Origin of the sequence: Streptomyces sp. NPDC002088 (assembly GCF_040296605.1) — a bacterium.
Lineage (GTDB): Bacteria > Actinomycetota > Actinomycetes > Streptomycetales > Streptomycetaceae > Streptomyces.
This window is the reverse complement of the sequence record NZ_JBEOXO010000001.1, coordinates 495186-513437: the sequence shown is the minus strand read 5'-3', so window position 1 is coordinate 513437 and position 18252 is coordinate 495186. Positions and strand designations below refer to the sequence as shown.

General features: G+C 71.7%; 16 protein-coding genes and 2 pseudogenes. 5 read left to right on the top strand and 13 right to left on the bottom strand.

The window, feature by feature from the left end; translation table 11 throughout:
* Positions 1–276 precede the first annotated feature (276 nt).
* Positions 277–1431, top strand: a complete 1155-nt coding sequence (locus tag ABT114_RS02360; protein WP_351137639.1) for a betaine/proline/choline family ABC transporter ATP-binding protein — start codon at positions 277–279, stop codon at positions 1429–1431.
* Positions 1432–1493: 62 nt separating this feature from the next.
* Here ABT114_RS02360 and ABT114_RS02355 read toward each other — a convergent pair whose 3' ends face one another.
* The 4 genes from ABT114_RS02355 to ABT114_RS02340 all read right to left on the bottom strand — a co-directional run bounded on the left by ABT114_RS02355 (position 1494) and on the right by ABT114_RS02340 (position 4462).
* Positions 1494–2444, bottom strand: a complete 951-nt coding sequence (locus ABT114_RS02355) for an ABC transporter substrate-binding protein (protein ID WP_351137637.1) — start codon at positions 2442–2444, stop codon at positions 1494–1496.
* On the bottom strand, positions 2441–3112 hold the full coding sequence (locus ABT114_RS02350) for an ABC transporter permease (protein ID WP_351137635.1): 672 nt from the start codon (positions 3110–3112) through the stop codon (positions 2441–2443). Before ABT114_RS02350 ends, ABT114_RS02355 begins: the two co-directional genes overlap by 4 nt.
* The gene (locus tag ABT114_RS02345) at positions 3109–3789 is read right to left on the bottom strand and encodes an ABC transporter permease (RefSeq protein ID WP_351137633.1); all 681 of its coding nucleotides are present in this window, start codon (positions 3787–3789) and stop codon (positions 3109–3111) included. Before ABT114_RS02345 ends, ABT114_RS02350 begins: the two co-directional genes overlap by 4 nt.
* A 103-nt stretch (positions 3790–3892) precedes the next feature.
* Positions 3893–4462, bottom strand: a complete 570-nt coding sequence (locus ABT114_RS02340) for a TetR/AcrR family transcriptional regulator (protein WP_351137631.1) — start codon at positions 4460–4462, stop codon at positions 3893–3895.
* Between the two features lie 154 nt (positions 4463–4616).
* On the opposite strand from ABT114_RS02340, the gene ABT114_RS02335 reads away from it, so the two are divergent.
* A complete protein-coding gene (locus ABT114_RS02335) occupies positions 4617–5474 on the top strand; it encodes an AAA family ATPase (protein ID WP_351137629.1) in 858 nt (285 codons plus the stop codon).
* A complete protein-coding gene (locus ABT114_RS02330; RefSeq protein ID WP_351137627.1) occupies positions 5471–6829 on the top strand; it encodes a VWA domain-containing protein in 1359 nt (452 codons plus the stop codon). Before ABT114_RS02335 ends, ABT114_RS02330 begins: the two co-directional genes overlap by 4 nt.
* Before the next feature lie 34 nt (positions 6830–6863).
* On the opposite strand, the pseudogene ABT114_RS02325 reads toward ABT114_RS02330, so the two are convergent.
* The 7 genes and pseudogenes from ABT114_RS02325 to sigJ form a co-directional block, all read right to left on the bottom strand.
* Positions 6864–7030 (bottom strand): annotated as a pseudogene (locus ABT114_RS02325) (cupin domain-containing protein); the annotation flags it as partial.
* A 148-nt stretch (positions 7031–7178) separates the two neighbouring features.
* Positions 7179–8156, bottom strand: coding sequence for a threo-3-hydroxy-L-aspartate ammonia-lyase (locus ABT114_RS02320; RefSeq protein WP_351137625.1), 978 nt, complete (start codon positions 8154–8156; stop codon positions 7179–7181).
* Positions 8153–8854, bottom strand: coding sequence for a helix-turn-helix transcriptional regulator (locus ABT114_RS02315; protein WP_351137623.1), 702 nt, complete (start codon positions 8852–8854; stop codon positions 8153–8155). The genes ABT114_RS02320 and ABT114_RS02315 overlap by 4 nt, the downstream gene beginning before the upstream one ends.
* Positions 8855–9108: 254 nt before the next feature.
* On the bottom strand, positions 9109–9822 hold the full coding sequence (locus ABT114_RS02310; RefSeq protein WP_351137621.1) for an alpha/beta fold hydrolase: 714 nt from the start codon (positions 9820–9822) through the stop codon (positions 9109–9111).
* 21 nt (positions 9823–9843) lie between these two features.
* Positions 9844–10815 carry an alpha/beta hydrolase gene (locus ABT114_RS02305; protein WP_351137619.1) on the bottom strand — a complete coding sequence of 324 codons (972 nt, stop codon included), beginning with the start codon at positions 10813–10815 and terminating at the stop codon, positions 9844–9846.
* 108 nt (positions 10816–10923) lie between these two features.
* Positions 10924–11052: a hypothetical protein gene (locus ABT114_RS02300; RefSeq protein ID WP_351137617.1), complete on the bottom strand. Its 129-nt coding sequence runs from the start codon at positions 11050–11052 to the stop codon at positions 10924–10926.
* A 362-nt stretch (positions 11053–11414) separates the two neighbouring features.
* The gene (gene sigJ, locus ABT114_RS02295) at positions 11415–12332 is read right to left on the bottom strand and encodes an RNA polymerase sigma factor SigJ (RefSeq protein WP_351137615.1); all 918 of its coding nucleotides are present in this window, start codon (positions 12330–12332) and stop codon (positions 11415–11417) included.
* A 101-nt stretch (positions 12333–12433) separates the two neighbouring features.
* On the opposite strand from sigJ, the gene ABT114_RS02290 reads away from it, so the two are divergent.
* Positions 12434–12808: a hypothetical protein gene (locus ABT114_RS02290; RefSeq protein WP_351137613.1), complete on the top strand. Its 375-nt coding sequence runs from the start codon at positions 12434–12436 to the stop codon at positions 12806–12808.
* A gap of 91 nt (positions 12809–12899) precedes the next feature.
* Here ABT114_RS02290 and ABT114_RS50530 read toward each other — a convergent pair.
* A pseudogene (locus ABT114_RS50530) lies at positions 12900–14852 on the bottom strand (AfsR/SARP family transcriptional regulator).
* A gap of 412 nt (positions 14853–15264) precedes the next feature.
* On the opposite strand from ABT114_RS50530, the gene ABT114_RS02275 reads away from it, so the two are divergent.
* The gene (locus ABT114_RS02275) at positions 15265–17148 is read left to right on the top strand and encodes an ATP-binding cassette domain-containing protein (protein WP_351138189.1); all 1884 of its coding nucleotides are present in this window, start codon (positions 15265–15267) and stop codon (positions 17146–17148) included.
* Between the two features lie 199 nt (positions 17149–17347).
* Here the strand turns inward: ABT114_RS02275 and ABT114_RS02270 are convergent, their stop codons facing one another.
* Positions 17348–18178: a class II aldolase/adducin family protein gene (locus ABT114_RS02270; RefSeq protein WP_351137611.1), complete on the bottom strand. Its 831-nt coding sequence runs from the start codon at positions 18176–18178 to the stop codon at positions 17348–17350.
* Between the last annotated feature and the right edge of the window lie 74 nt (positions 18179–18252).

Here is an 18252-nt window from a genome sequence, read left to right as displayed (position 1 = left end):
CGCCGTCATCCCTTCGGCTTCAGAGGAAGCGCGTTGTAACGTTTCACTTCGACTGGCTGCGAAGGTAGTTGCGGCCGAGAGGCATGTCCACCACTCCAACAGCCCAACTATCAGACAGAATCCAACAGAAATGATCGTCGGACGGTTGTCATCGAATAACCGAGACCCGCCTCACTTCCCGCCGAATTGAAACTTTTCAAAAGCGGAACTTGCAGTTCATGCGCAGGGGGACGCAGCTGGTGAGCGGGCATCGGGCGGCCCGGTTAGCGTGAGGGAATGATCCGGTTCGATCAGGTCACCAAGCGCTACCCGGACGGAACCACGGCCGTGGACGACCTCTCCTTCGAGGTGGCCGAGGGCGAACTCGTCACGCTCGTGGGACCGTCCGGCTGCGGCAAGACGACGACCATGATGATGGTCAACCGGCTGATCGAGCCGACGTCGGGCCGGATCTTCGTGAACGGTGAGGACATCGCCGCGGTCGACCCCGTGCTGCTGCGACGGCGCATCGGGTACGTCATCCAGCAGGTCGGGCTGTTCCCGCACCGGACGGTGCTCGACAACGCAGCCACCGTGCCCACGCTGGTCGGCTGGAAGAGGGCGAAGGCGCGGGCGCGGGCAGCCGAGCTGCTGTCGCTGGTGGGTCTGGATCCGAAGACGCACGGACCGCGCTATCCGCACCAGCTGTCGGGCGGTCAGCGGCAGCGGGTCGGCGTGGCGCGGGCGCTCGCCGCCGACCCGCCGGTGCTGCTGATGGACGAGCCGTTCGGCGCGGTCGACCCGGTGGTGCGGGAGCAGTTGCAGGACGAGTTCCTGCGGATGCAGGCCACGGTGCGCAAGACGGTGCTGCTGGTCACGCACGACATCGAGGAGGCGGTCCGGCTCGGCGACCGTATCGCCGTGTACGGGCAGGGGCGCATCGAGCAGTTCGACACGCCGGGTGCGGTACTCGGCACGCCCGCCACGCCGTACGTCGCCGAGTTCGTGGGCGCCGACCGGGGGCTGAAACGCCTGTCGGTGACCGAGATCGAGCCCGACGACCTCCAGCAGCCGCCGGTCGCGCGCCCCGACGAGCCGGCCGAGCGGGCGGCGCACCGACTGCGCGCGGAGGGCACCCGCTGGGCCGTCGTCCTGGACGCACACGGCGACCTGCACGGCTGGGTCGGTATCGACGACCTCGCGGCGGGCGGCTCGGTCGGCGACCACGCCCATCGGATGAACGCCTGGGTGCCGGTGGGCGCGCCGCTGAAGCAGGCGTTCGGCGTGATGCTCCAGCACGACGCCGGCTGGGTGGCGGTCCTGCAAGGCGCCCGCCTCCTGGGCGTCCTCACCCCGGCGAAACTGCACGAGGCACTACGCCGCTCGGTGGACGCGGACGCGCAGGGCGTGCCGCGGGCGCAGGTGACGTTCGACTCGGTCGCCGACGCATAGGACCTGTCCTGGTCGCCGACGCGGTCAGGAGTGACAGTCCCCGGCCCCATCCGACCGGGCGCTCACTTCAGCAGCCCCTTGTCCTCCAGATAGGTCCGCGCCACGTCCTTGGGCAGCCGGCGCCAGCTGTCGACCTGCTCGTTCATGGACGCCAGGTCCCGTGTGGTGAGGACGTCGTTGAGCTTGCCCAGCGCCTGGGTGACCTTGGCGCCGCCCGCCCGGGAGCGGTTGACGACAGGGACGACGTAGTCCGCGTTCTGGAGGTGCTTGTCGTCGGCGAGGAGGACCAGGCCGAAGCCGTCGAGCGTGGCGTCCGTCGTCGTGGTCAGCAGCATCTGGTCCTGGCCGCTCTGCACGGCCCGTTTCGCCTGGGTCGTGCCGACGCCCTTGGGGTCGACGGCGGTGATGTCGATGCCGTAGGTCTTCTTCAACCCCGGTGCGCAGTACGGACGTTGGACGCACTCGTCGCCCGCCGCGAGCCGGACCTTCAGGCCGGAGGCGCCGAGGCCGCTGAGGGTCTTCAGATGGTGCTGCCGCGCGTAGGCGGCGCTGACGGCGAACGCGTTCTGGTCTACGGCCTTTCCGGCGTCCAGGACGGTGAGCCCACGGGGCGCGGCCAGTTCGCGCAGCGCTTTCATCGTGGCGCCGAGGTCGGGCGAGCCGACCGGCGCTGCGTCGGCGCCGTTCGCCTTGGCGTTGAGCCAGTCGGCGAAGGTCGCCGCATACTCGGGTACGACGTCGATCTGGCCCGATTCCAGGGCGGGTTCGTACAGCTCGCGATTGGCGACGGTGAGGATCGATGTCTTGTATCCGGCCTGGTTCAGCAGCAGCGCGTACATCTGGGCGAGCAGGTCGCTCTCGGTGAATCCGGCCGAGCCGATGGTCAGGTTGTGGCTGTCGCCGGGCGGTGCGGTGACCTCGCCGCGGCTCTCCAGGGACGGCCCGGTGGAACAGCCCGGCAGCACGAGCAGGAGCACCAGCGGTGCCGCCACCGGCGCCGTACCGCCTCTCACCGCGCGCCTCTGGTCCAGGCCGGCGCCACCCGTTCGACGACCTCGAAGATCCCCTCCACGATCAGCGCGAACACGGCGACCAGCACGGCGCCCGCCACCACCTGCGGTGTGCTGGCGAGATTGAAGCCCGCCGTGATGATCCGGCCCAGCCCGCCCCCGCCCGCCAGCGCGGCGATGGTGGCGGTGGCGACGAGCTGGACGGCGGCGATCCGCACCCCGTTCAGGATCAACGGGAGCGCGAGGGGCAGCTCCGCCTGGAACATCAGCTGCCGGCCGGTCATCCCCATCCCGCGTGCCGCCTGGACGACGCCCCGGTCGACCTCGCGCATGCCGACGTAGGCGTTGGTGAGCAAAGGCGGGACGGCGAACAGCACCAGCGCGACGACCGTCGGGCCCTCGCCCCAGGTGCCGACCGGGGTCAGGAGCAGCAGGACCAAGACGGCGAAGGTGGGTACGGCACGGCCGACGTTGGAGATGTTGACGGCCAGCGCGCCGCCCTTGCCGAGATGGCCGAGGACGAGGGCGACCGGCAGGGCGATCAGGCAGCTGATGGTCAGGCAGACGACGGTGAGGACGAGGTGCTGGAGCAGGCGGTGGAAGATGCCGTCGGCGCCCGACCAGTGCGCGGGGTCGGTGAGCCAGCCCCAGGCCGCGGTCAGGGTCGTCATCCGCGGGCCGTCCTGGTCCAGGGGGTGATGAGCCACTGCACACCGAGCAGCAACAGGTCGGCGGCGATCGCGATCACCACGCACAGCACGGACGCGGTCAGCACCTGTGCCTTGAAGTACGTGTTCATGCCCGCGTAGATCAGATTGCCGAGGCCGCCGTAGCCGACGATCGCGCCCACCGTGACCAGGGAGACCGCCGAGACGGTGGCGATGCGCAGGCCGGCCATCGAGGCGGGCAGGGCGAGGGGCAGTTCGACGGTGAGCAGGAGGCGGACCGGACCGTAGCCCATGCCGCGCGCGGCCTGCCGGGTCTCTTCGGGAACGGCACGCAGGCCCGCGAGGATGTTCCGGACCAGCAGGGTGAGGGAGTACAGGACGAGTCCGGCGACGACGAGGGTCGCCGAGAGTCCGTAGACGGGCAGCAGCAGCGAGAACATCGCCAGGGACGGGATCGTGTAGAGGATCGTCGTGACGCCCAGCACGGGTCCGGCCGCCCAGCCCCAGCGGCGCGCCAGCACCGCGAGCGGCACGGCGACAGCCAGGCCGATGAGCACCGACACCGCGGTGAGTTGGAGATGCTGGAGCACCGCGTCGACGAGGATCTGGCTGCGGCTGGTCAGATACGCGCCACAGATCCACTCGTTGCGCGCGAGGCAGTCGTCGGGGGACGCGGTCACGCGTCCATTGCACCGGCTGGGCCGTGGGGTCGGCTCGTTGTGGTGACCCGTACGGGCGGGTGGCCGACGGCCGCTCGGACGGCTGCCTCTGTTCCCGCGTGCGCTACCGCACGCCCGCCGCGTCCAGCAGCGCCTCGGCGGTCGTCGTCACGAGCCCGTCCAGCGTCTCGATGCGGGCGCCGGCGCGGGCGCTGGCTCCGTCGAAGAGCAGCATCAGCTGCCGGGCGAGCAGCTCCGGGTCGCGGGCGCCGCCGAGCTCGGCCTGGCCGCGGAAGGCGTCTTGCATGCGGTCCTTCCTGGCGCGGGCGACCGCGCTGGCCGGATGCGCCGGGTCCTTGAGCTCGACCAGTACGGCCAGGTAGGGGCAGCCACGGTAGTCGGGGTCGGCGGAGGCCTGCTCCTGCTGCCGGAAGACGTGCAGAATGCGCTCGCGCGGGGTGCCGGCCTCCTCGGGGCCGGGCACGAACAACGCCTCGTACCGGGCGCTCCGGCGCTCCAGGCTGGCGGCCAGCACCTCGTCCTTGCTGTCGAAGAGCTGGTACATCGACCGCTTGGAGACCCCGGCCGTCCGGCACAGCGCCTCGACTCCGATGGAGACGCCGTCGCGGTAGAAGAGCTCGGCCGCCGCGTCGAGCAGCCGGTCCCGGGTGGAGGCCTTGTCGGTCGTGGTCATGCGGCGAGGGTACCGCGCCGGCGCCAGCGAGGAAACCGATCGGTATCCAGCCCTGGTCGCACCCTGCCGCACCGGAAGCCGGATGACAGCAGCGGTGAACAAGCGCTTAGATAGTGCCCGGAAGCCGATTCGCCCGCGACCGCCGGAGGCCCTGTTGTTCACGTCCGTCGACGATGTCTCCGCCCGCCTGGCCGAGACCGGCTATCTGGCCTCCCCCGCCGTGGCGACCACCGTCTTCCTCGCCGACCGCCTCGGCAAGCCCCTCCTGGTGGAGGGCCCCGCGGGCGTCGGCAAGACCGAGCTCGCCAAGGCCGTGGCGCAGGTGGCGCGGGCACGGCTCGTGCGGCTGCAGTGCTACGAGGGCGTCGACGAGTCACGCGCACTGTACGAGTGGAACCACGCCAAGCAGCTGCTGCGCATCAGCGCCGGGCGTGACGAGAGCTGGGACGAGACGCGCACGGACATCTTCAGCGAGGAGTTCCTGCTTCCGCGCCCGCTGCTGACCGCCATCCGCGGCGACGAGCCGACGGTGCTGCTGATCGACGAGACCGACAAGGCCGACGTCGAGGTGGAGGGCCTCCTGCTCGAAGTGCTCAGCGACTTCCAGGTCACCGTCCCGGAGCTCGGGACCATCACGGCGACGCGCCGCCCGTTCGTCGTGCTCACCTCCAACGCCAGCCGCGAGCTGTCCGAGGCGCTGCGCCGCCGCTGCCTGTTCCTGCACATCGGCTTCCCCGAGGAGGAGCTGGAGCGGCGGATCGTACGGCTGAAGGTGCCGGAGCTGGGCGAGGCGCTGGCGGAGTCGGTGGTGCGGGTGGTCGGCGCGCTGCGGGCCATGGACCTGCGGAAGGTGCCGTCGGTCGCCGAGACCATCGACTGGGCGCGTACGCTGCTCGCGCTCGGCGCCGACACGCTCGACGAGACCGTCGTACGCGACAGCCTGGGCGTGCTCCTCAAGCATCAGGACGACGTCCTCAAGGCGGCCGCCAAGCTGGATCTGGACGCCGTATGACCGCGACGACGGATGTGGCGACGCGCCTGACGGGCTTCGTCGCCGCGCTCCGCTCGCACGGTCTGCGCATCGGCACCGGCGAGACCGTGGACGCCGCGCAGGCCGCGGCGGCGCTGGGCCTGGCCGACCGTGAGCTGCTGCGGGAGGGGCTCGCCGCGACGCTCCTGCACACAACGGATCAACGGCGGGTCTTCGACCCGGTCTTCGACCTCTACTTCCCGAGGAGCGTCGGCGCGCCCGACGCGGGCCCCGCGGACCGGGAGGACCTGCGCGACCGGCTCGCGGCGGCCCTCGCCGCCAACGACGTGGCCATGATGGAGCGGTTGGCCGTCGAGGCGGTCGACGGCTTCGGCGGATACGGGAATTCGCCGGGGTCGGACGGCTGGTCGTCGTACCAGGCCCTCGACCGGCTCCGCCCGCAGACCCTGCTGGCCCGCGTCCGGGACACCGTCCGTGCGCAGGACGGTGGCTCCGGGTTCGCCGAGCGACTGCTGGACGACGAGATCCGGCGGCGGATCGAGGTCTTCCGCGGGCAGGTGGCGGCGGAGGCGCGGCGCCGGGTGGCCGAGCGGCGCGGCCGGGACGAGATCGCCCGGCGGGCGGTGGCCCCGACCGCCGACCGGGTCGACTTCCTGTACGCCGGGAAGGACCGGGTCGCCGAGCTGCGCCGGACCGTGCAGCCACTCGCCCGCAAGCTGGCCACCAGGCTGGCCGCCCGCCGCCGCCGGGCCGCCCGCGGCACCATCGATCTACGGCGCACCCTGCGCGGTTCGCTGTCCACGGGCGGGGTGCCGATGCGGCCGGTGCTGCGCCGCCGCCGGCCCGTCCGTCCCGAACTGGTGCTGCTGTGCGACGTGTCGGGCTCGGTGTCCGGCTTCTCGGACTTCACGATGCTGCTGGTGCAGGCGCTGCACGACCAGTTCAGCAAGGTGCGGGTGTTCGCCTTCGTCAACCGGATCGACGAGGTGACCGGGCTGCTCGTGCGCGGCGCGGCCGACGCCGAGGGACTGAGCGCCCGCATCCGGGCGGAGGCGACGCTGACCGGCTGGCACGGCAGCAGTGACTACGGTGTCGCGCTGGGCGAGTTCGCGGAGCGGTACGAGGCCGCGGTCGGCCCGCGCACGACCGTCTTCGTCCTCGGTGACGCCCGGACGAACATGAGCGACCCGAACCTGCCGGCCGTACGGCAGATCGCCGCGCGCGCCCGCCGCCTCTACTGGCTCAACCCCGAGCCCCGAGCCCAATGGGGGACCGGCGACTCGGCCGCGCCCGCCTACGCCGAGCTGGTCGAGATGCACGAGTGCCGCAACGCCCGGCAGTTGGGCACGCTCGTGGGCCGGCTGCTGCCGGTCTGAACGCGGAACCGGTCCGCCTGAGCCAACCCTCCTGTGCCTTCGCGTACTCCTTCGCCATGGATCCCGCGAAGTCGTGGACCACGGCCTGTTCGTCGCCGACGACCCAGGCGTCGTGCCCGGGCGGGAGCACGAAGACGTCGCCGGGGCCGACCTCGCCCTCGCCGCCGTCGTCATGCGGATGTGCATGCGGCCCTGGACGACGCTTCTCCCCTCCCGCCCCTGCGGCCGGGGCCGGTCTCCGTCTCCCCTGCGGGCACAGGGCAACCGGCGGAGGCCGGGCCCCACCACTCCATCGTCCACCTGCCGGATCGGCGGCGCTGTTCGGGTGACCGCCGCTCGCCCGGCTTCGTCAGTCCGCCCTCCCGCACAGGCTCGCGAAGCGCTCGGCGTCGATGTTGCCGCCGGAGACGATCACGCCGACGCGGCGCGGTAGGCGGCCGGCGCGGCCCGCGAGGAGGGCGGCCAGCGGGGTGGCACCGCTCGGCTCGACGACGGTCTTCAGGCGCTCGAACGCGAACCTCATCGCGTCGCGGATGTCGTCGTCGGAGACCAGGGCGATGTCGTCGACGAGGCGTCGGTTGACGGAGAAGGTCAGTTCGCCGGGTGTGTGCAGGGCCTGGCCGTCGGCGATGGTGTGCGGCACCGGGATGGTGACGCGGTGGCCCGCCTCCAGCGAGCGCTTGGTGTCGTCCCCGGTCTCCGGTTCGACGCCGATCACGCGGATGTCCGGGCGCAGCCCCTTGGCCGCGGTGGCGCTGCCGGCGATCAGCCCGCCGCCACCGACCGGCGTGATCAGCAGGTCCAACTCGCCGACCTCCTCGAGGAGTTCGAGAGCCGCGGTGCCCTGTCCGGCCATGACGTGGGGGTGTTCGTAGGGCGGGATGAGCGTGAGTCCGCGCTCGGCGGCCAGGGCCTCGGCGATGGCGACCCGGTCGCCGGTGTAGCGGTCGTACGTGATGATCTCGGCGCCGTAGGCGGCGGTGGCGTCCCGCTTGGAGCGCGGGGCGTCCTCGGGCATCACGATGACGGCGGTGGTGCCGAGTTCCCGGGCGGCGAGGGCGACCGCCTGGGCGTGGTTTCCGGAGGAGTAGGCGGCGATGCCCCGGGCGAGCTGCTCGGGGGTGAGCCGGGAGGCCGCGTTGTAGGCGCCGCGGAACTTGAAGGCCCCCACGCGCTGGAGGTTCTCGCACTTGAGGAACACCTCGGCGCCGACGAGGCCGTCGAGGGTCCGTGAGCGCAGCACCGGGGTGCGGTGGGCGACGCCCTTGAGCTGCGCGGCGGCGTCGAGGACGTCGTCGAGGGTGATCGGCAGGGGTGGGGTGGTCACGGCTGTGCTCCCTCGTCGGTCCGGTCGGTGGCGGGCGCGGTCGTGGCGGCTCTCGCCTGGGAGAGGTAGGTGTAGGCGGAGGCGCGGGAGATGCCGAGGCGGGCGGCGACCTGCTCGACGGCACGGCGCACCGCGAACACGCCGCGTTCGTCCAGGCTGCGGAACAGCTCCAGGCGCTGCGGGCGGTCGAGCGCGGCCCAGGGCTGGTTCTGGCGCAGCTGGTGGGCGTCGAGAATGGCGTCGACGACCGAGTCGATGTCGTTGCCGTAGGTGGTGACGGGTGGCTCGGCGGAAACGTCGCCGAGGCCGGCGAGCGCGCCGAGCAGGGCGTGCGCCTGGCCGATGGCGGTCACGTCCACGTTGACGCAGAGCGCGCCGAACACCGTGCCCGTGGAGTCGCGCAGCACCATCGTGGACGCCTTGACCAGGCCGCCGGAGTCGGTCCGGGTCAGGTAGTTCAGCTCGTCGGACGCCTCGTCACCGCGGGCGAGGACCCGCATGCCGATCTCGCTCATCGCGCCGCCCACCACGCGTCCCGTCACCGAACCGGCGACGGCGACCACCGACTGCTCCGGCCGCCGGTAGTCGTGCAGCACCACCTCACACACCGGCCCGAAGGTTGCCACGATCCCCTCGACGATCGGGGTCAGCGCGGCGAGGATCACGTCCCGCTCCTGCTCCAGGGCTCGGTCGGCCACCGTGCCTCCCGTCTGGAATTCTCGTCCAGTGACTGTACGAAAAATCTAAGCACAGGGCGTGCGGGGACGACAAGACGTGGGCCCCTCAGGTGGTCCGGCGGACGTGTCGTGCCGCCATCCCGGCCCACGGGGCGCGCCCTGACCGTCCGCACGACCGGGTGGTTGCCGTCACCCCGTGTCCTGACGGGCGTACCCCGGGGCCGCACGGACGCCCTACGGGGGAGTGCGTCCGCGCGGCTGTCTCGGGGGGCCGGTCAGCCCGTCGCGCGCACCGCGTCACGGATCAGGTCGGCGACCTCCTTGGGCTGGGAGACGGCGACGGCGTGGGAGGCGCCCTGGATCTCCACGACGGTCGCTCCGGCGCGCTTCGCGGCGAAGCGCTGCACCTCGGGGTTGATCGCGTGGTCGGAGCCGGCGACGAGGGCCCAGGACGGCTTGGTCTGCCACGCGGCCGCGGCGGCCGTCTCCTCGAAGGCCCCGGCGGCCAGCGGGCGCTGCGCCACCGCGAGGACCTTGGTGACGTTAGCGGGCACGTCGGCGGCGAACACCGACGGGAAGGCGTCCTCGGCGATGGTGACCTCGACGGCGGGGTCGCCGCCCTCGACCGGGTACGTCCACTGCTTCAGGTTGCTGACCAGCGGGGAGTCGGGGAAGCGGCCCTGGAGTTCGCCGAGGCTCTCGCCCTCCTCGAGGACGTAGGCGGCGACGTAGACGAGCCCGACGACGTTGTCCGTGGTGCCGGCGACGGTGATGAGCGCGCCGCCGTAGGAGTGGCCGACCAGGATGACGGGCCCGTCGATCTGGGCGGCGACGGAGGCGACGTACGCGGCGTCGGCGGCGAGGCCGCGCAGCGGGTTGGGCGGGGCGATCACCGGGATGCCGCTGCTCTGGAGTTCGGCGATGACGCCGGACCAGCTGGCCGCGTCGGCGAAGGCGCCGTGGACGAGTACGACGGTGGGGGTGGCCATGGCTGTGGTGTCTCCTCCGGTTCAGGCGGTGTGCAGGGCGGCGCGCAGGGTGCCGGCGGCGAGCGTGATCGCGGCTTCGGCGGCGTGCGTCTCGCGCAGGGCGTTGAGCATCACGAAGTCGTGGATGATGCCCTGGAAACGCACCGCGGTGACCGGAACCCCAGCCTGGCGGAGCTTGTTGGCGTACGCCTCGCCCTCGTCGCGCAGGACGTCGGCCTCGCCGGTGATGACCAGGGCCGGGGGCAGGCCGGTGAGCTGCTCGGTGGTGGCGCGCAGCGGGGAGGCGGTGATCTGGGCGCGCTCGGCCTCGTCGGTCGTGTACTGGTCCCAGAACCACTGCATGCCGTCCCGGCGCAGGAAGTAGCCGGTGGCGAACTGGTGGTAGGAGCCGGTGTCGAAGGCGGCGTCGGTGACGGGGTAGAACAGCACCTGCTGCACCAGCGGGATGCCGCCGCGCTCCTTGGCCATCAGGGTCAGCGCGGCAGTCATGTTGCCGCCGACGGAGTCCCCGGCCACGGCCAGCCGCGAGCCGTCCAGGCCCTTGGCCGCGCCCTGCTCCACGACCCACTGGGCGACCGCGAAGTTCTGCTCGATGGCGACCGGGTAGCGGGCCTCGGGCGAGAGGTCGTACTCGGGGAAGACCACGGCGGCGCCCGCGCCCACAGCGAGTTCGCGCACCAGGCGGTCGTGGGTGTGGGCGTTGCCGAACACCCAGCCGGCGCCGTGGATGTAGAGGATCACCGGCAGGGTGCCCTCGGCACCCTCGGGCTTGACGATGCGGGCGCGGACGCTGCCGGTCGGCCCGCCGGACACGGTGATCCACTCCTCGTCGACGGCCGGCTTGCCGATGTCGCCGGACTGCACCTCGTCGACGGCCTTACGCCCTTCCGCGGGGGCCAGGTCGAACAGGTAGGGCGGATTGGCGGTCGCCTCGGCGAAGGCGGTTGCCGCGGGTTCCAGCACCGGCTGAACCGGCTCTACGGCATGGGACATGCGAATCTCCTGATGTTTCCTCGGTGTGCCCGCCACCGTAAATCCGTCCGACGGCCGTCAATTGCCCGTGAGTGCACGGCCGCTGATCCCGCAGCGAACAGCGCGAATTCAAAGGCCCACGAAGAGGTACTCACCGGTGTCACGGGCGGTCAGCCGGTGCTGTCGGCCGACCGGGCCGGGGCCCTCCCCCGGCAGTCGTACGGGCGGCTCGGCGAGGAAGACGATGTCGAGCCCCATGGGCATCCGGCAGACCGCGGTCTCGCCGTCCCGGGCTTCGAAGGCGGGCGGCCCAAGGTGTTCCCCAGGCCCCGCGTCGGCACCGCTGACCGGACGCCATAGCCCGTGCGGCGGAGCCGCCAGTTGCGCTCGATCTGCCCGGCGACAGCGAGCACGGCGAAGGACATGCGCCCATTCCGTCGGCGGCGACTGCACGCTCTGCCCATCGAGGGCTGAGCGCTCCGCTGGAAGCGCAATGCCGAACCCGCGGGCCGGTGGAGGCTGGTCGCGCCCACGCGGCGGAGCCGCATATCGACACAGCCCACGCGCCCGCGCCCCTTACGGGGCGCGATACCGCACCGGACTTCGTCAAGGCTGCTTGGCTAGCCCTCCCGCGCCCACGGCCGCAGCTTCGCCGGGTTGCGGACCGCCCAGATCCGGGTGACGCGCCCGTCGGAGACGTCGAACGAGGCTACGGTCATGACGACGCCGGCACGCTGGGCCACCAGGCCCGGCACACCGTTGACCGACCGCTCCAGGAGTTCGAGCCCCGGAGCCTTATCGGCAATGGCGACCATGTACTGGGCGATGCGCGCGCCGCCCTCGACCGGGCGCAGGACGGTACCGACCATGCCGCCGCCGTCGGCGGTCATCACGGCGGCCGGGTTGAGGAGACCGACGAGGGCTGCGATGTCCTTGGTCTCCCATGCCTCTTTGACCTGCCTCACCACGTCGGCCTGGCCGGTTGCCGTCATCGGAGCGCGCGCGACGCTCACCCGCCGCCGGGCGGAGGCCGCCAGTTGCTTACAGGCCGCAGGGGTCCGGCCAAGGACGTCGGCGATCTCCGCGAACGGGTACCGGAAGACGTCGTGCAGGACGAACGCCACCCGCTCGGCGGGCGTCATCGACTCCAGGACGACGAGGAAGGCCATGGCCACCGACTCGTCCAGGACGATCTGGTCGGCGGGGTCGGCAGGGCCGGCGGGGTCGGCGCCGCCCGCGTGGTCCCACTCGGTGCGGTCGGGCAGCGGCTCGGGCAGCCACGCGCCGACGTAGCGTTCGCGGCGGGCCCGCGCCGAGCCGAGCAGGTCCAGGCAGATGCGGCTGGTCACCGTCGTCAGCCAGGCGCCGGGGGACAGGATCTCCTCCTGCCGGCTTCGGGGCAGCGCGTACCAGCGTGTGTAGGCATCCTGTACGGCGTCCTCGGCCTCGTTCACCGAACCGAGCAACCGGTAGGCGACATTGATCAGTTGGCGTTGCTCGCCGGCTATCTCATCTGTGCTGGTCCCGACAGTCCCCATGCTTCCGGCCGCCCCCTCGCCTTACCTTTCGCAGGCCCGCGTCGTCGTGCTGGTGAGACCTTATCGATCTACTGCCCGAGGGCGGAAAAGGGGACTGTGACATGACCACTCAGGTGACGGCGCCGGCGAACGCACAGCGCAGCTCCTCGTTCCTGCAGATCGCGATCGCCCTGCAGACCCTGACCATCTTCCTTCAGGCGGTCTCCGCCGGACTGCTGCTGACCTCGTCCTACGGAGAGACGCTGCACAGTGTCGGAGCCCGGGTGATGTACGGGGCGTCGATGCTGTACGTACTCGCGGCGGTGCTGGCGTGGAAGCCGGGCGGCGGCTCGCCCCGGCCTGTCTGGCACGCGTCAGGTTTCCTCGTACTCGCCTCGGTCCAGGTCGTGCTCGGCATCGCGCACGTCCCGTCGGTCCATCTCCCCCTGGGTGTCTTGATGTTCGGTCTGAGTGTGCTGGCGCTGGCCCGGCGCTAAGGTCTGACAGGGGGCCCGCCGGGATCAACCAGGCTGCTTCTCAGGGAAGACTCCGTGTGCCGTCAGCCGCGACGGGGCCGGGCTCCGCTCGTCATCCCGCACAAGCCAGGCGACTCCGCTCTGGCGCACGTGTCGGAAGAATGCTGCGCTCGGCGGCATGCGCGCGGAGCAGGTCGTGGAAGGCGTAACGGCCGGGAGCCGACTCGTTGACGAGGTGTACGCCGGAGAGTTCGGCCAGCAGCGGGCGCACCCGGCGCACGGGCAGACCCGCCAGGGCGGCCGCGGCCGGTACCGAGAAGTCCGGGCCGGGATGCAGGGCGAGGAGCCGGAAGAGCCGGGCGGCTTCGGCCGGGACGGCGCGGGAGGACCAGGAGAACACCGTACCGACGTCGGCGGACGTGTCGGACCGGGTGAAGGCGTCGAGCCTGCCGTGGGCTTCGCGCAGTTCGGCGGCGACGGCCTCCAGCGGGAAGCCGGGGTGGACGGCAGCGCGGGCGGCGACGCAGGCCAGCGCGAGCGGCAGCCCCGCGCACAGCCGGGTGATCTCGTCCGCGGCCCCGGGCTCGGCCGCGATCCGCTCGGCTCCCAGCCGGCGGACGAGGAACGCCCGTTGCCTGCTCGGCGTCGAACGCAGGGTCAGGGAGCGGGCCCCGTGGGCGGCCACCAGCCCGGACAGCTCGTTGCGGCTGGTGACGATGGTGAGGCAGCCGGGGGTACCGGGCAGCAGCGGCCGCACCTGGTCGGTGTCCCGCGCGTTGTCCAGCAGCACGAGGAACCGCCGTCCGGCCAGCACACTGCGGTAGAGCGCGGCCTGCGCGTCCAGACCGTGCGGGACACGTTCGGGCGGCACGCCCAGCGCGTCGAGGAAGCCGCGTACGGCGTCGCCCGGTTCCATGATCGCCCCGGAGGGGTCGAAGCCCCGCAGGTTCACGTAGAGCTGCCCGTCGGGGAAGCGGTCGGCGACCTGGTGGGCCCAGTGCACGGCGAGGACGGTCTTTCCGACACCGGCCATGCCGCCGATGGCGCTGATCAGCACCGTCTCGGCGAGCTGTCCCGCACCGGTGGGTGGTGGGAGCAGGTCGTCCAGCTCCGCCTGCCGACCGGTGAACAGCGGTAGATCGTGGGGCAGTTGAGCGGGGGCCGGCGAGGGCGACCGCCGCGTTCGGGAGGGACCGGAGTCTTGCGCGGTCCGGGCATCGGCGTCGGCCGGTGGAGCGGATTCGGCCCGATCACCGCCGTCGGGCCGGCCCCCGTCGCCCCCGGCCACCTTGCCGGTCGCCGTGTCGAACGCATCGCCCATCACGGCCCGGTGAGCGTCGCGCAGTTCCGAACCGGGGCCGATCCCCAGCTCGCCGGCGAGTCGCGCACATACGGCCTGGTAGGCACTCAGGGCCTCGGGCCGACGGCCGGTGGCGGCCAGGGCGCGGACCAGGCTCGCCAGCAGGGGTTCGTCCAGCGGATGATCGGCGGCCGCCTACCGCAGGTCGGGCAGAGCCGTCTCGGACATGCCGATGTGCAGCGCCGCGTCGGCGGCGTCCCGTACGGCCGCGAGGCGCTCGCGCTCCAGCGCGCCGAACGCCGGGTGCGCGCGGGCGTCCGGGGAGATCCCGGACGCGATCGGACCTCGCCACAGCGACAGCGCCTCGGTGAGGAGCTCGACCGCCCGCGCGGTCGGCTTCAGCACACCGAACCGCCGGGCCTCCTCGCACAGCTCACGGAACCGCAGCAGGTCCGAGGAGCCGCCGTCGGTCAGCAACTGGTATCCGCCCGCTCCCCTGACCAGCCAGCGGCCCGATGCGCGAGCGGGCAGACCGGGCTCCAACTGACGACGCAGGGAGCCGACATGACGGCGGATCACATTGACCGCGCTACGTGGCGGCCTCGCACCCCACAGCACGTCGACGATTTCACTCACGGCGACCGGTTGCCCCGCCCGGACCAGCAGCAGAGCCAGGAACGCCCTCTCCTGGGGACCCCCGAGATCAAGCTCCGTTTCCGCACGCCAGGCCCGCACGGGCCCCAGGACGGTGAACCGTACCGGCATCAGCGGCACGCCCTCCCCCTCCGGTCGCCCGCCCGCCCTGGGCACCGACTTTACGTCACTGTGGAGGTGACCAGGCCGTTCCCTGTCCAGCCACCACAGGACGGCGGGCCTCAACTCCTGATGCGGGTCAGCCACTCCCAGGCGGCGCTGCTCACACCGCTCCGCGCCCTCCAGTCCCTTCCATCCCTTTCGTCTCTTCCGTCGCGCAGGTAACAGGCATCGGCGATTCGGCCAGCCCGGGCCGCCGCACATGCCTTACAGCACGGCGACCGCGTCTGCTGCACCTGGCAATTACGGGCGTTGCGCTTCGTCCGGAATCGAGCGCGTTCGATTCGCCTCCGGCGTCGTTGAGCCAGACACCGCCGGACCACCCAGGTGCGGCGCCGACCCCCACGAAGGGATACAGGTGACCTTGACCGACGCCTCGACCGACAGCTCCAGCACGCCACCCCCTCCCGCTCCGGCCACCATCAGCTATGAAGGAAAGCACGGCAAGAACCCCCTCGAAGAGGCCAGTTTCGCCGCGATGTGCAGGAGGCTCCCCTCCGTGCTGGGCCACACGGCCCGCATGGCGTGGGCGGTCGATCAGCGCGCCGTCGTCCTCCTGCTCGTCTGTCAGGCCCTCACCGGCGTCGCGGCCGGCGTGCTGCTCGCCTTCACCGCCAGGGCCATGACGCACATCCTCGGCGCAGGCACGGTGTCCGAACGCCTGCACGCCGCCCTGCCCGCGCTCGTGGTCGTCGCCGCGGCTTCCGCCACCGGACGGATCAGCAGCGCCCTGTCGTCCTACGCAGACGGGCGGATCGCCCCCGGCCTGATGACCGCAGCGGACACGGCACTCGTCGCCGCCGTGTGCCGCGTGGAATCCTCCGCCTACAGCGAGGACGGCTTCGCCGATCGCCAGGAAGCCGCGGAAGTCGGCGTCACCCGCACACGGATGATGGTCACCGACGCCCAGCGGTTCATGGCCGCCCTGATCCGTATGATCGCCGCAGGCGGCGTCATCACCGCCCTGCACTGGCTGATGCTTCCGCTCCTGCTGCTCGCCGTGCTTCCCGCCGGCCTCGGCGCCGTCCTGTCCGCCCGCGTCGACTACGAGACCCACTACGCCAACGTCGGCGACCGCAATGTGCGCGGCATGATGCGCTGGTGGGCCACCGACCCGCGCCACAGCGACGAAGTGCGCGCCAACAGCATGACCGGCTACCTCATCTACTGGTACCGGACCCTGTCGCAACGCATCGACCAGCGCACCCTCACCGCCGCACCCCGCATGCTCCGCATCGTCCTGGCCACCTCCGCCCTCGGCGGCCTGTTCCTGCTCGCCACCTGGGCAACCCTGGCCTGGCTCACCGCCACCGGCCGGGTCGCGCTGCCCATCGCCGCCACCGCTGTCGTCGCCGTCCAGACCGCCCTCGCCGCGCTCTCCCAGTTCGTCATCTACGGCGCCGCGCTCTTCCACACCTCCCTGTATCTCGCCGACATGCGCGGCTTCCTCGACTTCGCCACCGACCGGGCTCCAAAACGGGGCGAGTCGACCATCCCGGACCGTGTGGACGAGATCCGGCTCGACGACGTCGTCTACCGCTATCCGGGCAAGGACGAACCGGCCGTCGCCGGAGTCTCCCTCACGCTGCGCCGCGGCGAGATCCTGGCGCTCGTGGGTGAGAACGGCTCCGGCAAATCCACCCTGACCCGGCTGCTCGCCGGCATCCTCCTCCCCGACAAGGGCCGCGTCCTGTGGAACCACACCGACCTCGCCCAGGCGGACCCCGGCTCCCTCTGGTCCCGCACGGCCCTCGTGCCCCAGAACTTCGCCACCTGGCCCCTGCGCGCGCGAGAGAACATCACCCTCGGTCAGCCCCGCAGCATCGACGACGCACCCGTATGGGAGGCCGTTGACGCCGTCGGCATGCGCGACGCGATCGAGAAACTCCCCCACCGGCTCGACACCCTTCTTGCCCGCGAACTCTTCGGTGGCGCCGAACTCTCCGGCGGCCAATGGCAGCGACTCGCCTGCGGACGCGCCCTCTACCGTCGGACTCCGCTGCTGATCCTCGACGAACCCACCTCACAGATGGACCCACGTGGCGAGCACCAGATCTTCGAGAAGGTGAAGGCCATCGCCTCGGAGCGCATGACGATCGTCGTCACCCACCGGCTGGAGAACACCAAGCTCGCCGATCACATCGTGGTCATGGAGGAGGGCCGCATCACCGAACAGGGCCGCTATGACGACCTGGTCCACGGCGGCGGCACATTCGCCGAACTCCTGGCCCTTTCCCAAGACCGCTAGCCACGGTTCTCCCTCGCCCTGCCCCCTTGCCTGCCACGACCGGCGACGTAACGCGTGGCCGCCGCGATGCCGAGGTTCACCTGGTGGGAACTTCGCGTCGGCACCCACGGCCCGCCGCCACGGCCGGGCGGCGAGTCTGGCGTCGGCACGCACTCTCGGCACACGCAGCTGCCCGACCGGGGGCGGGCAGCTGTCGGGTTCAGTCCCGGTAGTCGGGGGCGATGCGCTCGACGAGACGGAGGAGCGCCGACCAGGCGAGGTCGTACGCCCCGTCGTCCTGGAAGTCGGAGCCCTGGTCCTCACCAGCCAGTTGGCGTGCGGTGAGTTCGCAGACGTCGGGAGCGGGGATGACGAGTTTCGCGCCGCCCGCCGTGGCAGTGGCCTGGATCTCGCAGGCCTTGTCCAGGTAGTACATGCGCAGGAAGGCCTGGGCGGGGGTCTCGCCGACGGTCAGCAGGCCGTGGTTGCGCAGGATCATCGCCGGGTGGTCGCCGAGGTCGGCGACGAGCCGCCGCTGTTCGGCGAGGTTGAGGGCGACGCCCTCGTAGTCGTGGTAGCCGAGCCTGCCGTAGAACTCCATGGAGATCTGGTTGAGCGGGAGCAGACCGTCCTCCTGGGCCGCGACGGCGCAGCCGGCCCTGGTGTGGGTGTGCAGGACGCAGTGGGCGTCGGCCCGGGCGGCGTGGATGGCGCTGTGGATGACGAAGCCGGCCGGGTTGACGGGGTGGGGGGTCTCCTCGACGGGGTTGCCGTCGAGGTCGATCCTGACGAGGTTCGAGGCGGTGACCTCCTCGAAGAGCAGACCGTAGGGGTTGATCAGGAAGTGGTGCTCCGGTCCGGGGAGCCGGACCGAGATGTGCGTGAAGATCAGGTCGGTCATCCGGAAGTGCGCCACGAGGCGGTAGACCGCGGCGAGTTCGCGGCGCAGCCGCAGCTCTTCGTCGGAGGCGGTCAAGGTGGTGGCCGGGGCGGCGGTCAGGGAGGCGGACCGGAGGGCGGTGCGGTCGGCGCGGGGCGTCGGATCGGTCATGGGGTCCTTCTGCAAGGGGCCGGTGCGTGTGGTGTCAGGCGCGCTGAGCTCGGGAGTGGCGGTTGCGGTGGCGG

Coding starts and splice junctions, on each gene's coding strand:
- ABT114_RS02360 (WP_351137639.1), top strand. CDS start 277: ATGATCCGGTTCGATCAGGTCACCAAGCGCTACCCGGACGGAACCACG.
- ABT114_RS02350 (WP_351137635.1), bottom strand. CDS start 3,112: ATGACGACCCTGACCGCGGCCTGGGGCTGGCTCACCGACCCCGCGCAC.
- ABT114_RS02340 (WP_351137631.1), bottom strand. CDS start 4,462: ATGACCACGACCGACAAGGCCTCCACCCGGGACCGGCTGCTCGACGCG.
- ABT114_RS02330 (WP_351137627.1), top strand. CDS start 5,471: ATGACCGCGACGACGGATGTGGCGACGCGCCTGACGGGCTTCGTCGCC.
- ABT114_RS02310 (WP_351137621.1), bottom strand. CDS start 9,822: ATGGCCACCCCCACCGTCGTACTCGTCCACGGCGCCTTCGCCGACGCG.
- ABT114_RS02305 (WP_351137619.1), bottom strand. CDS start 10,815: ATGTCCCATGCCGTAGAGCCGGTTCAGCCGGTGCTGGAACCCGCGGCA.
- ABT114_RS02300 (WP_351137617.1), bottom strand. CDS start 11,052: ATGGGGCTCGACATCGTCTTCCTCGCCGAGCCGCCCGTACGACTGCCG.
- sigJ (WP_351137615.1), bottom strand. CDS start 12,332: ATGGGGACTGTCGGGACCAGCACAGATGAGATAGCCGGCGAGCAACGC.
- ABT114_RS02290 (WP_351137613.1), top strand. CDS start 12,434: ATGACCACTCAGGTGACGGCGCCGGCGAACGCACAGCGCAGCTCCTCG.
- ABT114_RS02270 (WP_351137611.1), bottom strand. CDS start 18,178: ATGACCGATCCGACGCCCCGCGCCGACCGCACCGCCCTCCGGTCCGCC.